Origin of the sequence: Vulcanisaeta moutnovskia 768-28 (assembly GCF_000190315.1) — an archaeon.
In the GTDB taxonomy this organism is placed as follows: Archaea; Thermoproteota; Thermoprotei; order Thermoproteales; family Thermocladiaceae; genus Vulcanisaeta; species Vulcanisaeta moutnovskia.
The window spans coordinates 1,191,419-1,205,493 of the sequence record NC_015151.1 but is presented as its reverse complement, the minus strand read 5'-3'; the positions used below and the strand labels follow the sequence as shown (position 1 = coordinate 1,205,493).

The following is a 14,075-nucleotide window of genomic DNA, read 5'->3' as shown; positions in this document are numbered from 1 at the left end:
ATTATTTTCGGCTGATAATGATTATGATTAATACTAGGGATTTATTGAGGGGTGCATTTGATTTTCATGTTCATAGCGCACCTGATATTGTACCTAGGCTCCTTGATGACGTAGATTTAGCAAGACTATATAGGGATTATGGTTTTGGTGGTTTCATTATCAAGAATCATTACTCACCGACTTATGATAGAGCCTACCTGGTTAGGAAGATTGTGGAGGACATTGAGATCTTTGGAGGTGTTGTGCTCAATAATTCAGTTGGCGGCTTAAATCCAAGGATTGTGTATGTGGCTGGTCGATCAGGGGCTAAGATTGTTTGGTTCCCAACCGTTGACTCGGCAAATGAGAGGTCCTCATTACTTAATTGGCGTGACAAGCCCAACCCACCGGCATGGGCTAGGGCACAGCTTGAGCTTTATGAAAGGGGCTTGCTGGGTAATGCGTTAAGTATTTTTGATGAGGATGGTAGGATTAAGCCTGAGGTTGATGAGATCCTAGACTTAATTAAAGAATTCAACATGATACTTGCCACAGGCCACTTAAGCCCTAGTGAGGGTATGCAATTAGTTAAGAGGGCTGCGGAGCGTGGCGTTAGGAAGATAATTGTTACTCATCCTGAATTTCCAATGACTAAGTACAGTATTGAGCAACAGAGGGAATTAGCCAATTACAGTGTCTACTTTGAGAGATGCTATCAATCAGTTCTAGCGGGTAGGGCAAGTATTAATGATGTTGTGAAGGCCATTAGGGAAACCGGTGTTGAGAGGAACATACTATCAACGGATTTAGGTCAGGTCCATAATGAGCCACCGCCACGGGGCTATGCTAAGTTCATTGAGCAACTAATGAATGAAGGCTTTACCAGGGAGGAAATAGAAGTTATGACAAAGGAAAACCAAAGAAAATTATTATATTGAATGATGAGATTGGTAAGGATCAACTTGTTTTATACCCTCATTACTACTACTGTGCTCGCTTGCATTAGGTCGCCCCAGGCATGGGCAAGACCCGTATATGCTGGCTTCCTTACTTGTCTCTTACCTGCTTTCCCAGCTAATTGCCAGTATATCTCTGCCACCTTCATTGTGCCGGCAGCGGCTATTGGATTACCGACACCGAGTAATCCACCTGATGGATTTATTGGTAAGTCACCATCCCTCTGGGTAACGCCTTCCTTAGTTAGTTTCGGCGCCTCGCACTTCTTGGCGAGCCCAAGCCCCTCCATGTGATGCAGCTCCTTGTAGTCAAATGGATCGTAGACCTCAGCAACATCAATCTCTCTCCTCGGATTCGTAATACCGGCCATTCTATAAGCCATCTGAGCAGCAACATTAGCATATTCTGGAAACGCCAGGTCCCTGTTTGTCCAGGATGTTGTGTCCAAGGTCCAACCAACGCCATCAATCCAAACCGGCGTATCAGTTTGTCTCCTTGCAACATCCTCACTGGCTACTATGAATGCCGCAGCACCATCACTTACTGGTGAGATATCGAGTAACTGAACAGGCCATACCAACATCTCGCTCTTCAATACATCATCCACCGTTATGTTCGCCGCCACCTGGGCCGCTGGATGATCGAGGGCATTACGCTTATTCTTAACGCTGACTAGAGCTATATCCTCCTTCTTAGCACCGCACTTATACATGTACCTATGCATTTCCATTGCGAATATCCAAATTAAATTCGGCTGTAGTGGCACCTCAGTGATCGGATCCCATATGTACCTAAAGACCGCTTGTGGATGCGGTATATCGGCGCTACTCATTTTCTCCTCAGCGACGGCTAGCACAGTCTTGCAATGCCCACTTGCTACATGCCACCAGGCGGCTATTGGTACCATTACGCCGGTAGCACCGCCAACGAAAACCCTCATCGTTGGTTTACCAACACCACCGGAACCATCGGCTAGATATTCACCTTTAAAGTGGACTCCATCAAACGTGTCCGGCGCCGAACCTATTACCACGCAATCAATATCCTTAAGCGTAAGCCCAGCCTCATCAAGCGCTTGCTTAGCGGCTATCCAAGCAAGCTCCTTAGGAGTCTCGAGCATCCTCCTCCTAAATAATGTTAGTCCTGCACCAATTACTGCAGGCCTGTGCTTTACGTAAATGTTCCTACTCATAAATTACCACCCATGACTTGATTCTTAAGCATTACCGATCACCTACTTAACACAGCAACGACACTTGTGGTGGTTGGTACGCCACGCCATGAATGAACAACAGCCCTTTCAGCCCTATTCAACTGCATTCTGCCAGCCTCACCCCTTAATTGAAGTACGGCATTAACTAACCTGGCGAGGCCATGAACCTCGAGCGGAACACCCTCACCAAGTGCGCCACCGCTTGGGTTTACTGGGAATAGACCATCCCTATCAAAGGCGCCCTCTAGGAGTAGTTTATGGGCTTCACCGATTGGGGCAAGCTTTAACGCCTCTATGAATTGTAGTTCCTTGAAGCTATACCTCGAGTCAACCTCTGCGAAGTGCAGTTCCTTAATTGGGTCCTGAATACCAGCTATTTTATACGCTGCCTCGGCAGCCTTCATTGCGTGCATTGGAAATTCCCAACTATGGAATTCAAGGGACGGATCCTCAGTAATCCAATGAATACCATCAACCCACACGGGCGTATCCGTGTACCTTCTTGCAACGTCCTCGCCCGCGAGAACAACAACGACCGATGCATCAACAAAAGGCGCAATATCGAGTTTAGTCAGTGGTGATACTGTGTATGGTGAACTCAGGACTTCGTCAATGGTTAAATTAGCGCCATAACTAGCTCTCTCGTTATAGAGGGCGTTTCTCCTGTCCTTAACCACCACGTACGCCAATGCCTCCCTAGTTACATTATAGCGCGACATGTATGCCTGAGCCTCCAGTGCTGCTAATGCATGGTAGTTAGGTGTGTTTATTGCCCTAACAGTTAATGGGTCCATGCCGAAGAGCATAACATCATGCATATTGGCAATATCACTAGGTTTTGCATGTGACTCGGCAACAACTACGTCGAATTGCCCTGTCTTAATCATCATATATGCATTAGCCACGCATTGAAGACCATCACCAGGTGTTGTGAATACGGGCTTTAATGCACCGCCAATGGGTTCTGGGGCGAATTCATCAGCTATTGCAATGCCCTCCCAGAAGTCCTCCTGGCAGCTGGCGAATGCGTCAATATCAGTTCTTGGGTTTATGCCGCCAGCATCCTCATAGGCGCGGGCTGCAGCTTCAAACATCATCTCCCTAAACGACGCTTCCTCAACCACGGGCCTAAACCCGTACCAACCAACTCCGATAATTGCAACTCTCCTTGACATAGTAATCAATCATTAAGAATCCTTTTAATTTATTACCCACTATACATGTGGCTAGTATTTATCAAACATTAATCTTAAAGGGAGGGTGGTTATTCCCATGACATAATGATTAATGCATATTTATTACTCACTGTGGATTACGTATTCGCTATAATTATTCAAATAATAGCGTCAATACAGGACTTAATGACTAGGGAGATTAGTGATTGGACGTGGATAATAGGCTCAATAATATGCATACCGCTTGGTCTATACTCAGTATTCGTATTGGGTCAATTACTCCTATACATCATTGGTGTGGTTATTGGTTCAGCGTTCGCATTTATGGCTTATTGGTTAAGGGCTATGGGTGGTGCTGATTCTAAATCAATAGCCTTTATCTCGGCATCAATACCGACAATCTCGGCATCAAACATGGCATTGACCGTAATAAACATCACACCATTATCAGTACTAATTAATTCATTAATCATAGCCCTAATAATGTACATACCCTACAATGTTATTCAGAATATTAGGTACGGCAGTAATTGCGAGGCCTTGGCCAGGGTTAAGGGATTCAATAAGTTAATATACTTAATAACGCTCATGTGCGTACCCGCACATAGGGTGTTTAGGAACCCCAATAATTACGCGATATCCCAGGTACTTATTGGTAATGAGTTTCAACCAGTGATTAGGCTTGGTCTTGACGTTGAGGATCCAAGGGAATCACTAATTGAATGGCTTTCCCAGGGCAGAATCAGTATTGATACACCGGTACTAACCTCATATCACATACCCTTTATAGTGCCTATAACCCTTGGCCTATTAATGTATGTATTAACTCACATTAACTTCCTAGTCCTTGCCCTAGCCTCATTATGAATACGAAAGTTTTTATTTAGCCTCTATATCGCTGATTCTGTGGTATTTGACGATAAAGACCTTAGGCCTGTCAGGGGAATGAGAGATTTAACACCCGAGGAGTACTACCCAATGTTTCAAGTCTTTGATAAGTTGGCTAGGGTTGCTGAGTCCTTTGGCTACCTAAGGGTTGAGACGCCAGCCCTCGAGTATTATGAGATACTTAAGGCTAAGGCCGGTGAGGACGTAATTAACGAGATTTACTACTTCAAGGATAAGGCTGGTAGAGAGGTTGGGCTTAGGTTTGATATGACGGTGCCTGTGGCAAGGGTTATTTCATATAGGGTTGATGTACCTAAACCAATTAGGTGGTATTATATTACGAAGGTTTGGCGTTATGATGAGCCTCAACACGGTAGGTATAGGGAGTTCCACCAGTTCGGTATTGAGTTCATAGGATCATCCAGTATTAGGGCTGATGCTGAAATACTCGCGGTTGGTGTTGAAGCACTTAGGTCACTTGATATTGGTGATTTCAGGATTAGGATAAATGATAGGAGAATCATTGAACAATTACTGAGTAAGTTCGGCATCCCAAGCGATGTAAAACCCAGTGTGCTTAGGATTATGGATAAGAGGGGTAAGGTGCCTGATGAGGAGCTCCTGGAGATGCTGAGGAATCTTGAGTTAAGTAATGATACGGCACAGGAGGTTCTTAGACTGGCTAACACGAGCGAGAGTCTTGATAAGGCGATTGGCTCATTCAGGGAACTTGGTGTTAGTGACGATTTCATTAAGTATTACAATGAGTTAATGGAGTTTCTTGATATGTATGGTATACGTAGTTACATGGACCTAGACATGGGTATTGTCAGGGGGCTTGACTACTACACAGGTATTGTCTTTGAAATGTACGTGACTGATTATAAGTTATCAGTTGGTGGTGGTGGTAGGTATGATAATTTAATCGAGATTTATAGTGGTAAGCCAATGCCTGCCTCGGGGTTCGCCATGGGTATTGAGAGACTATTGGAGGTTCTTGAGCAGAGGGGTTCGCTTAAACGTGGACTTCCGCAAATTGATTACTACGTGTACGTCCTAAGTAATGAGAAGAATTACTTATCTCTTGGTTATAGGTTAGCCAGTATTTTGAGGGCTGGTGGTAGTAAGGTAGTAATGGACACGGGCGAGAAGAGTCTCAGGAGCGCGCTTGAGTATGCCTCTAAGATAAATGCCAGGTACTTCATAATAATAGGTCCTAAGGAGATTTCACGGGGTGTTGTTAAGGTTAGGGACATGAGCAACTGGAGTGAGAGGGAGGCTCCGCTCATAGAGTTCGGCATCAATGTCTAGAATAAGTAAATAAAGGGGTTAGTGCCTAGTATTGTAATGGTTAGAGAGGAGAGTTCAAGTGGTTCGTCAAAGTATTTAAAGGCTGATCTCCTGGATGTGATTGAAATACCTGAGGAGGGCGTTGCTGTAATGCTATTCACAACTGAGGATTGGGAAGATAGGGTCCTGCCTATTAGGATTGACGTAACAGCATCATTCTCAATAAAGAAGGCGCTCGGTCTTGTATCATTCCACAGGCCATTAACTCACGATCTCATTGTAGACCTAATTAATAGGCTCGATGTAATTGTTGATAGGGTAACGATAGATGCAATGATCGATGGCGTTTACCTATCAACAATATTCATTAAGGATAATAGGACAAACGAGACATTCCAATTGGATGCCAGGCCAAGTGATGCCACGGCAATAGCCGTAAGGCTTGGTGCACCCATATACGTTGCAGAGCATCTAGTGGCTTATACAGAACCCCTTGAGAACTACAGGGAATTGAGAGCCAGATATGGTTTCAGTTTTAATAAGAACTTATAACATAATCATTACTCACCAATAGTCACAAGAACAACCCTCCTACTCCTAGGGCCATCAAACTCTGCTAGAAAAACCTCCTGCCAAGTTCCACGGACGAGCTCGCCACTCATTATTGGCAATACGTAGAACTGCTTAAAGATTGATGTTAATAGGTGAGCGTCAGCATTATTATCGATTTCATTGTGGAAATAATTTCCATTAGCAGGTACCAACCTCTCAAATAAGTTTTCATAATCCTTTCTTACCCTTGGTTCATCTTCATTAGCAAACAATGCTGAGGTTGCATGTGGTAGAAAAACAAGTACTATACCATTCCTTATGCCTGAGTCTCTAACGAAATCCTCAATATGATTTGTTATGTTAATAACCTCTCTACGTCTCTTACTCTGTACCGTGATTTCTTTCGTAACGACCTTCATAACATGACTACTCACTTAATACATTTAGTAAAAACTTACTTCATAAATTACCTTAATTGTTTCTGAATAGTAGCTATAAGTCTCTCTAGTTCGAGCATTGTAAGTCCAATTGTCGAGTCATCACCACCCTGAACCAAAATACCTACTACTAGATCACTAACTCTCTTAATAACTATATAGCCAGTACTGGATTGGACAATTACGTGATTCGAATCCTCATTAAGTAACTCCTTGCTAACCCTATCCCCAACAGCGCTGAGTGATGCTATCATTGCCGCTACACGGTCTGGGTCCGCGTCAATTCTTGATGCATGGGCGATTAAGAGGCCATCTAATGTTGCGATGTATACACCGCTAATATTCTCAACATTGTTTAGGAAATCCCTAACAACCTTACTCAGTGCTTCACTTGTTCTCTCCATTACTGCGCTATTCAATTCCCAGGAGAATATAAACATATCTTCCAATTACCTCCTAATAACGATCCTCCAACCACTCCTAAACCTCTTAATTAAATCCCTCCTAATCAACTCCCTGAATAACTCCACATAGGCTTCACTGGGTTCGGCACCCCTCAACTCAATGTTATATTTACGGGCCAAGGACTTAACATTATTGACACAGACCTGCCTGAGGGGGCAGGTCGAGCAATAATTACTCAGTGGCTCGCCATTGATTATCACGAGTCCATAAAACGGGTCAATAAATGCGCCCTTACTCATTGATATACTAAGCATGATCTCGCCATTGACGTCCTTAACGTCATAGGCAACGTAAATACGTCCACTTGGCAGGTACCTATTACCATTTTTAATAACCCAACCAGTATTCAATAATCTTCTTAAATGTCTTGATAATTTACCTCTTTGTAAACCGGTCTTCTTCATTATTTGGACAAAGTGGTCATGCCCGCTTATTATGGCAAGTATTATGCTCAGGTTTGTATTGTCGAGAATTACGTTGAAGTCCTTCTCTCTCATTAATACATATTCATTGTCATAACTTGGAACAATTCTCCTTTCCTCACCATTCAGCGTCACTATGATTTCAGGCTTAACAACGGCGTTCATTAAATCATGCAGTTAATGACCAACTTATTAACTAATTTCTAGAATTATTTTGTCTTCATTAGTTTAACATGAGGTATTTCTTATTAATCTGTATTATTTATGACCTAGCTATGCCGTTTAAAAATTTCGCAAGGCTTGAAATACCCGATGTAATACTGGTGGAGCCCGTGGTCTTCCCAGACATCAGGGGCTTCTTCGCAGAGCTTTATAAGAGGACGGACTTCCTTGCTGGTGGCGTACCCCATGATTTCGTCCAGGTAAGCCTAAGTAAGTCAAGGCGTGGTGTTGTTCGTGGCCTACACTACCAGCTTAAGCCCATGGAGCAGGGAAAGCTGGTCACTGTGGTTAAGGGGCGCGTGGTTGATGTGGCTGTTGACGTTAGGAGGGGTTCTCCCTGGTTTGGTAAGTACGTGATGGTTGAGTTATCCGCCGATAACCCAAGGCTACTTTGGATACCGCCTGGCTTTGCCCACGGCTTCCAGGCACTGGAGGATGACACGCTATTCCTATACCTACAGACGAAGGAGTATAGTCCACAGCACGAGAGATGTGTTGTCTGGAATGACCCGGAGATCGGCATACCATGGCCAATAAGGGAGAATGTAATAGTAAGTGAAAAGGACGGTAAATGCCCACCACTTAAGCTGGCTGAGACTAACTTCGATTACCCAATATGAGGATCAGCCCTCACACGCATCAGCACCAATAAGCCAGTGGCATCTCATCACAATGGTCTAATTATATGGTCCTAAATTAAATTTAGTGCAGTGCTTTTAACAATGTCTAATTTAATTGCCTGGCTAATAAATCATAGCGCTGCAAGAGCAGAAAGTTGTCTTAATAATGAATGCGAACTATGTTATTTATTCCAAACACAGTGAATCGTATTAATCCCTCGAAATAAAAACTTAAAATTAAAAACCATGTATTCCTTAGCAGTTGATGAATTGAACCCACGCTGATTGGTGGTGAGGCCTAAACCGACTGAGTTCCTGCTTGCTCCTTCATCTATTCCTTAGTGATTATTATTGGTTCGCCGAAGTCTGCGTAGTGCTTATTCCATTTGTTCCTTAGAACGATGTTCAGTTCTGGGTTTAAGTACGGTTTTATGGTCTTTATAAACCTAGCTATTGAGTCTCTATCGTGAATAACAAGGTAAAGCTTACTATCACTGCTTGGAAATACATTACTATTAATGCCTAGTAACTTGAGTACTATCCTTAGTGTTGTTCCGAAGGATTTACTTGGAATCTTAATGCTAAGTACGAAATTAGGTATATCGAGTTCCGGTTCCGGATCAATTAACTCCCCATAAAAGTCATAGAGCCCCCTCATTAATTTGACCCAATCATTAATGTTAAGGAACATTAGCAACCTAATGGGCTTTTGAAGGATTCTATTAATCTCATCACATAACTTACTCGTTGCGTTTATTGTATTGTTTATTACCGTGATACCTGGCTCTAATGACTTAGTATAATCAACGGCATCTGAGAATCCCTCAATACTTCTCCACCTTACTGAGCACTCATTTATGAAGGCACCCACCAGGTAAGCATCCACGGAAATAACTTCTTAATTATATGCTTTAATACTTATTATGTTCCGTGAATATGCCATATGAGTCTTGAAAGGGCCATGGATATATTGAGGAAGTATCCACTGTGCAATCACTGCCTTGGCAGGTTATTCGCTAGGTTGGGCACCGGGCTTAGTAATGAGGAAAGAGGTAAGGCGATTAAGGATTACCTATTAATGATGATTCATGAGAGAATAATTAGTGAGGGATTGAGTGATGAGTTACTCAGTGATGTTAAGGCGTTGGCATTAAGTGGGCATGAACCAAGTATAAAATTCCTTAAGAACCTAGGTATTGAGGTCTCGCCAATTACATGTTATGTATGTAATGATAACATTTTCAATAGACTTGATGAGTGGGCTAAAACAATAGCTGATAGCCTGAGGTCCCTAGGTGTTGAGGTTAGGTCGTTTAGGCTTGGTAGTAAGGTACCAATTGAAGTACTAAAGAGGGAATTGGGCATAACTACAGAGTTCAATATATCCAGTGCCGAGTCCATTAAACGTGAGTTAAATAGGGAGTTGGGTAAGAGGGTTTCGTCGATACTCAGTGTTTCATTCAGTAGGGAAGAACCTGATGCGGAGGTCGTCATTAACATTACCACCGGATCCGTGGAGGTGCAGGTAATGCCAATATACATATCGGCTAGGTATAGGAAGATACATAGGCTAGTTAATGGGAGAGGACAGGTTAGGTGGCCCATTGACAGTATAATCCAGGTATTTGGTGCTCAGGATGTGGTGATACATGTGGGCGGTGAAGACCCATTTGGTGCTCGTGTTCTTGGTAATGGTAGGCCTACAATTCTACAGATAATTAAACCTAGTAGGAGACCTAGTATTGATGATGTATACCCGTTATTGAAGGGATTGAATTATGACGTTATACTTAGTGATCTATCCCGTGTTAAGAGTTCTGCAATAGTGAGGATGAAGGCTAGGGTTAGGGATTACGTAATAACGTATAGAGTCCTGGCAATTACTGATAATTCAGTTACTGATGGGAATATAAAATCATTACATGATTACTTCAGGAATAGGCAGGTGGTTCAGGTGTTTAGGCGTGGGCGTAGGGTTAAGAGGAGGGTTAGTATGGTCTATGAATTAGATGGTAAGGTGATTGGGGATAGGCTTGTGGAGTTTCTGATTAGGTGCCAGGGTAACCTGTACATTAGAGGGTTCATACATGGTGGTTTTGGTGATGTTGAACCAAGTATTGCTGGAACTCTAGGTTTTGGTGTTAGGCCTGTGGAGATTGACATACTTAACATAAGTGATTAATTACCTTAGTAACTATGTGATTACGATGCTGTTGTCTTTGTTTCCGTGATTTGAGAGCTGAAAGGAAGGATGTGGTCTGGTGTTGTTATGATCACCTTTCTCTTACTACCAATGTAAATCTCTATTTCAAAGGCCTTACCTCTTCTTCCTATTATTGTACCAACCTTGCCTTGATACCTCCTGTGGGGTGCTGTGGTTATGAATGTTGGGTCAATATCAATAACCACCTTATCGCCTACTTTATACTCATAAAGCCACCTTGAAACACCAGGTCTACCCTTTTCCCTGGGCTTCTTTGTCAGTAGCTTCCTTGATTTGTAGCGTAGGCCGTGTGTTCGGTGCACGAGTAACCCCGAGGCATCATCACTCTATTGAGTATTTAAGCATTCTCTTCATTAATGATTAACCTGCATATACCAAATCCTTAAATAGGGATTTTTCTTAGGAAGTTACTTGTGGTTAAGCGTATTATTAATTCTGAGGATATTTCCATGGCCGAGGCACTCAGGATTCTCGAGGATAAATTAATCAGTATTAATCCTGGAATTACTGATGATGTTGTGAATAATACCCTGAACTACCTTAGGAAGTTCTCTAGGATAAGCCCTGATAAGGCTAAGGATTTGATCTCAGAATTAATGAAGAGATTTGGTTTAGCAAAGTTAACGGCTATACAGATAGTTAATTTAATGCCTCAAACAACTGATGAGCTTAGGATATTATTGGGGACCGAAAAAAGGGAATTCAGTGATAAGGAGATTGAGGATATCCTCAACCTACTAAAAAGCACTAAGGAATCCTAGAGGGTGTTATTAATGGTTAAGCGTGAGGACTATGCCTACATACTGGACATAATACCGCCGGAGCAAATGCTCATTAAGGACCCATCCCTTATTAAGAAGGGGTTTCCTAAGAATGAGGCCTATGTACAGGCCATTGGTGATCAGTTCTTCACACTTCTTGAATTAACATTGAAACCAAACACTGCGGCTGAGGTTGGTGAAAGGGTTTACATAGGTAATGGACCTAGGGATAAGGTGAATAAGATAGTTAGGAGGATTAATTATGATGAATTAACCAGTGAGGCAAAGAACGCGCTTCCTGAGATAGTTGCGAAGATTGTTAAGGCCCAGGAGAGTAGGTTCGTTGACTTCTTTAATAAGGCTGGTCCAATAACCCTGAAAATGCATAGCCTAGAGTTACTTAAGGGTATTGGTAAGAAGACGCTTTGGCAAATACTTGAGGAGAGGAGGAAGAAGCCTTTCCAGTCCTTTGAGGATATAAAGAGTAGGATTGGTATTGACCCTGAGAAGTTAATTATTGACAGAATATTGAGGGAATTACAGGGTGCTGATCAGTATAAGGTATTCGTTAGTTGATTTTATGGCAATTACCTAACCCTAATTATCTTCCTCCTACCAGCGATATCCCAAACCTCAACCTCAATACCAGGCTCGATCTTACCCTTAATATCCTCCTCAATTTGGCTCTCTGGAACTTCAAACGTTGTATAGTTTCTCAGGTCCATTAATTGCCAGGAATCACCAACCTTAGCCACTACCTGGGCAACGAACTTCTCAATTATCGGCACTTCGACCTGGGCGTCAGCAGGTACTATTAAGGTTCTCTTAACATTATCGAATACGCCCATACCCACTATCCTGACCTTGGCGGATCCATGCTTACCAGTCTTACTCTTCTCAACCTCAACCACCTTGCATGGCTCTCCATCAATCATTAAGTAGCTACCCTCCTTCACCGAACCTGCCTCTGTTGGCTTCGTTGACATACAAATCGACATAGCTAGAGCTAATAAAAGGTTTTCTATCGAGTAATTCCCTGAGAAATTATTTATTAATTCGCCTAGTTTGCATTAGCCTGAGTATTAATGAGGATTATGATGTATATTGGTAAGTACGAGGATTACGCATTAGCAAAGCTAATAGTGAGTAGGTTACTAAGTAGTAATGGAGTTGAGGTAGTGGCTGCAAGGGATTTAGAGGTTAAGAATCTCAGTATACCTAAGTGGGATGGTTCTCAAGGTATTGATATTGCCATGGTAATTGGTGGTGATGGTACAGTCCTAAGATTTATACATGAAATTGGCAATTCCACGGACACACCAATCCTTCACATAGGCACTGGTCGGGTTAATTATCTAAGTGATGTGAGTGCCAGGGATTTACCCCAGGTTCTTGATAGGATAATTAAGGGTGAATACGTGGTTGAGGAGAGGATCACACTTAAGGCCATTGCCGCTGGCTTTGAATGCATGGCATTAAATGAGGTATTGGTTAAAGGTGTTGATCCTGGTCATTTAATAAGTGTGACTATTGTTGAGGATGGTGGCGAGGAGATGATAAGAGCTAGGATGGATGGCGTTATAATAGCCACGCCAACTGGTTCAACGGCGTATGCATTAGCGGCTGGAGGTCCTGTGGTTGATAATAGGTTAGCCGTGAAATTAATAGTGCCTCTTGCGCCGTTCTCAAGGGCTTTAGTACCTATTGTTCATCCATATGAAGTACCCATTAAGGTTTTAACGAGCGAGGTTGCGCACATATTATGTGATGGTATTGTCACGCAGAGAGGTGCTGAGATACGCATTGTTCCAAATGATAGGAGGGTTAGATTCGTTAGGACTCGTCAATACAGGATGTACGATAGGTTGTTCAGGAGGTTGTTCATACCATGAGTAATGAAGATGCAGTAATACTTGATACATCAGCGATACTTCATATGAGGGATTTGCGTCCATTATCGAGTATTGGTCATCTAATAACCACTAATTACGTAATTAATGAACTTAAGGATGTGAGAGCCATCGCCGTGCCTGAGGTCCTGGGCATAGATATTTATGATGTGAGTGAGAATGATATAATACTTACAAGGAGGGCTTATCGCATACCTAGGTTATTGAGTGATACTGATGTATCATTGATAGTTTTGGCGATGAAGTTAAGGGATAGAAACCCATTAGTGATCACGGATGATTCATTACTAATAAAATTCCTTAGAAGATTGGGAATAAGGTACTCGGTGATTTTCCTAAGGAAGCGTCAGTAGGGTTTCGGCCTTAGCTTTAGTTTCTTTGGCACGTTCTCCTCAGGTATCTCTGCTCCAGCTAGTTCTATGGTTACCGTATCCTGGAACCAAGGCGTAGACCTGCCAAAGGCCCTAGGCATGTAATTCTTAATCTTACGGCCCTTATGAATAGCCGCATGTATAATAACCACGTTATCAACATTAAGGCCCTTATAACTAGCATTATTCTCAAGGTTCTTAACTACCTCTAAATAGGCCTTAGCGACTTTAATGGGCCATTTAGCCACCGGCCAACCCTCCCAAGGTGTTGTGTGGTGTGCCTGTTTCTTGGTGAATCTCCTTATTGGTATTGGCATCTTCATTCTAATTACATTACCCAGATAATCCTCGGCCTGCTTAATAGTGAAGCCCCTAATGAACCTGGCAACTTCAACAGCCTTCTTCCAACTAATCCTATACTCATAACCAAGGGCCTTGACTACCTGGTCCTCAGTAATGCTTGCCCCATAAATCTCCCTAACCCTCCTAACGATATCCTCAGTATCAATGCTCCAATCAATCCTAGCCATACCAAAATCAACGTGAATAATGCAATATAAAAATATTTACCTATCGAGTTCTATGAACG

19 protein-coding genes are annotated in these 14,075 nt (G+C 42.6%); 10 read left to right on the top strand and 9 right to left on the bottom strand.

Going from position 1 to position 14,075, the window contains the following annotated elements:
* Nucleotides 1-17: 17 nt before the first annotated feature.
* Nucleotides 18-917, top strand: coding sequence for a DUF6282 family protein (locus VMUT_RS06360; RefSeq protein ID WP_237699617.1), 900 nt, complete (start codon nucleotides 18-20; stop codon nucleotides 915-917).
* 29 nt (nucleotides 918-946) lie between these two features.
* Here VMUT_RS06360 and VMUT_RS06355 read toward each other — a convergent pair whose 3' ends face one another.
* A complete protein-coding gene (locus tag VMUT_RS06355) occupies nucleotides 947-2,128 on the bottom strand; it encodes a thiolase domain-containing protein (protein ID WP_013604595.1) in 1,182 nt (393 codons plus the stop codon).
* Between the two features lie 38 nt (nucleotides 2,129-2,166).
* Entirely contained in the window at nucleotides 2,167-3,324 is a 1,158-nt protein-coding gene (locus tag VMUT_RS06350) for a thiolase domain-containing protein (protein WP_013604594.1), read from the bottom strand.
* Between the two features lie 105 nt (nucleotides 3,325-3,429).
* Between VMUT_RS06350 and VMUT_RS06345 the strand changes: the two genes are divergently transcribed.
* Genes VMUT_RS06345 through VMUT_RS06335 form a run of 3 tightly spaced genes read left to right on the top strand, consistent with a single transcriptional unit; the run spans nucleotide 3,430 to nucleotide 6,054 of the window.
* The gene (locus tag VMUT_RS06345; RefSeq protein WP_013604593.1) at nucleotides 3,430-4,191 is read left to right on the top strand and encodes a prepilin peptidase; all 762 of its coding nucleotides are present in this window, start codon (nucleotides 3,430-3,432) and stop codon (nucleotides 4,189-4,191) included.
* Nucleotides 4,192-4,230: 39 nt separating this feature from the next.
* On the top strand, nucleotides 4,231-5,523 hold the full coding sequence (gene hisS / locus VMUT_RS06340; protein WP_013604592.1) for a histidine--tRNA ligase: 1,293 nt from the start codon (nucleotides 4,231-4,233) through the stop codon (nucleotides 5,521-5,523).
* A gap of 21 nt (nucleotides 5,524-5,544) precedes the next feature.
* Nucleotides 5,545-6,054, top strand: coding sequence for a bifunctional nuclease family protein (locus tag VMUT_RS06335; RefSeq protein WP_237699616.1), 510 nt, complete (start codon nucleotides 5,545-5,547; stop codon nucleotides 6,052-6,054).
* A gap of 8 nt (nucleotides 6,055-6,062) precedes the next feature.
* On the opposite strand, the gene VMUT_RS06330 is transcribed toward VMUT_RS06335, so the two are convergent.
* Genes VMUT_RS06330 through VMUT_RS06320 form a run of 3 tightly spaced genes read right to left on the bottom strand, consistent with a single transcriptional unit; the run spans nucleotide 6,063 to nucleotide 7,543 of the window.
* Nucleotides 6,063-6,488 carry a secondary thiamine-phosphate synthase enzyme YjbQ gene (locus VMUT_RS06330; protein WP_237699615.1) on the bottom strand — a complete coding sequence of 142 codons (426 nt, stop codon included), beginning with the start codon at nucleotides 6,486-6,488 and terminating at the stop codon, nucleotides 6,063-6,065.
* 32 nt (nucleotides 6,489-6,520) lie between these two features.
* On the bottom strand, nucleotides 6,521-6,895 hold the full coding sequence (locus VMUT_RS06325) for a roadblock/LC7 domain-containing protein (protein WP_148224693.1): 375 nt from the start codon (nucleotides 6,893-6,895) through the stop codon (nucleotides 6,521-6,523).
* Nucleotides 6,896-6,940: 45 nt separating this feature from the next.
* Nucleotides 6,941-7,543 (bottom strand): ArsR family transcriptional regulator, encoded by a 603-nt coding sequence (locus VMUT_RS06320; protein WP_013604588.1) that lies wholly within the window; start codon nucleotides 7,541-7,543, stop codon nucleotides 6,941-6,943.
* A 110-nt stretch (nucleotides 7,544-7,653) separates the two neighbouring features.
* Between VMUT_RS06320 and rfbC the strand changes: the two genes are divergently transcribed.
* Nucleotides 7,654-8,220 (top strand): dTDP-4-dehydrorhamnose 3,5-epimerase, encoded by a 567-nt coding sequence (gene rfbC / locus VMUT_RS06315; RefSeq protein ID WP_048056916.1) that lies wholly within the window; start codon nucleotides 7,654-7,656, stop codon nucleotides 8,218-8,220.
* A gap of 331 nt (nucleotides 8,221-8,551) precedes the next feature.
* Here rfbC and VMUT_RS06310 read toward each other — a convergent pair whose 3' ends face one another.
* Nucleotides 8,552-9,106 carry a hypothetical protein gene (locus VMUT_RS06310; RefSeq protein ID WP_013604586.1) on the bottom strand — a complete coding sequence of 185 codons (555 nt, stop codon included), beginning with the start codon at nucleotides 9,104-9,106 and terminating at the stop codon, nucleotides 8,552-8,554.
* 57 nt (nucleotides 9,107-9,163) lie between these two features.
* On the opposite strand from VMUT_RS06310, the gene VMUT_RS06305 reads away from it, so the two are divergent.
* On the top strand, nucleotides 9,164-10,402 hold the full coding sequence (locus VMUT_RS06305) for a tRNA pseudouridine(55) synthase (protein ID WP_013604585.1): 1,239 nt from the start codon (nucleotides 9,164-9,166) through the stop codon (nucleotides 10,400-10,402).
* Nucleotides 10,403-10,422: 20 nt separating this feature from the next.
* Here VMUT_RS06305 and VMUT_RS06300 read toward each other — a convergent pair whose 3' ends face one another.
* Nucleotides 10,423-10,746, bottom strand: a complete 324-nt coding sequence (locus VMUT_RS06300) for a 50S ribosomal protein L21e (protein WP_013604584.1) — start codon at nucleotides 10,744-10,746, stop codon at nucleotides 10,423-10,425.
* A 111-nt stretch (nucleotides 10,747-10,857) separates the two neighbouring features.
* Here VMUT_RS06300 and VMUT_RS06295 point away from each other — a divergent pair, with 111 nt between their 5' ends.
* Both VMUT_RS06295 and VMUT_RS06290 read left to right on the top strand, forming a co-directional pair.
* Nucleotides 10,858-11,205, top strand: coding sequence for an RNA polymerase Rpb4 family protein (locus VMUT_RS06295; RefSeq protein WP_013604583.1), 348 nt, complete (start codon nucleotides 10,858-10,860; stop codon nucleotides 11,203-11,205).
* A gap of 12 nt (nucleotides 11,206-11,217) precedes the next feature.
* Entirely contained in the window at nucleotides 11,218-11,781 is a 564-nt protein-coding gene (locus VMUT_RS06290; protein WP_048057223.1) for a DUF655 domain-containing protein, read from the top strand.
* A gap of 11 nt (nucleotides 11,782-11,792) precedes the next feature.
* Here the strand turns inward: VMUT_RS06290 and VMUT_RS06285 are convergent, their stop codons facing one another.
* Nucleotides 11,793-12,191: a translation initiation factor IF-5A gene (locus VMUT_RS06285; protein WP_013604581.1), complete on the bottom strand. Its 399-nt coding sequence runs from the start codon at nucleotides 12,189-12,191 to the stop codon at nucleotides 11,793-11,795.
* Between the two features lie 99 nt (nucleotides 12,192-12,290).
* Between VMUT_RS06285 and VMUT_RS06280 the strand changes: the two genes are divergently transcribed.
* Both VMUT_RS06280 and VMUT_RS06275 read left to right on the top strand, forming a co-directional pair.
* Nucleotides 12,291-13,097 carry an NAD(+)/NADH kinase gene (locus tag VMUT_RS06280; RefSeq protein ID WP_013604580.1) on the top strand — a complete coding sequence of 269 codons (807 nt, stop codon included), beginning with the start codon at nucleotides 12,291-12,293 and terminating at the stop codon, nucleotides 13,095-13,097.
* Complete coding sequence (locus tag VMUT_RS06275; RefSeq protein ID WP_013604579.1) at nucleotides 13,094-13,468, top strand: PIN domain-containing protein; 375 nt, start codon at nucleotides 13,094-13,096, stop codon at nucleotides 13,466-13,468. Before VMUT_RS06280 ends, VMUT_RS06275 begins: the two co-directional genes overlap by 4 nt.
* Here the strand turns inward: VMUT_RS06275 and VMUT_RS06270 are convergent.
* Nucleotides 13,462-14,016 carry a 50S ribosomal protein L22 gene (locus VMUT_RS06270; RefSeq protein ID WP_013604578.1) on the bottom strand — a complete coding sequence of 185 codons (555 nt, stop codon included), beginning with the start codon at nucleotides 14,014-14,016 and terminating at the stop codon, nucleotides 13,462-13,464. The genes VMUT_RS06275 and VMUT_RS06270 overlap by 7 nt on opposite strands.
* Between the last annotated feature and the right edge of the window lie 59 nt (nucleotides 14,017-14,075).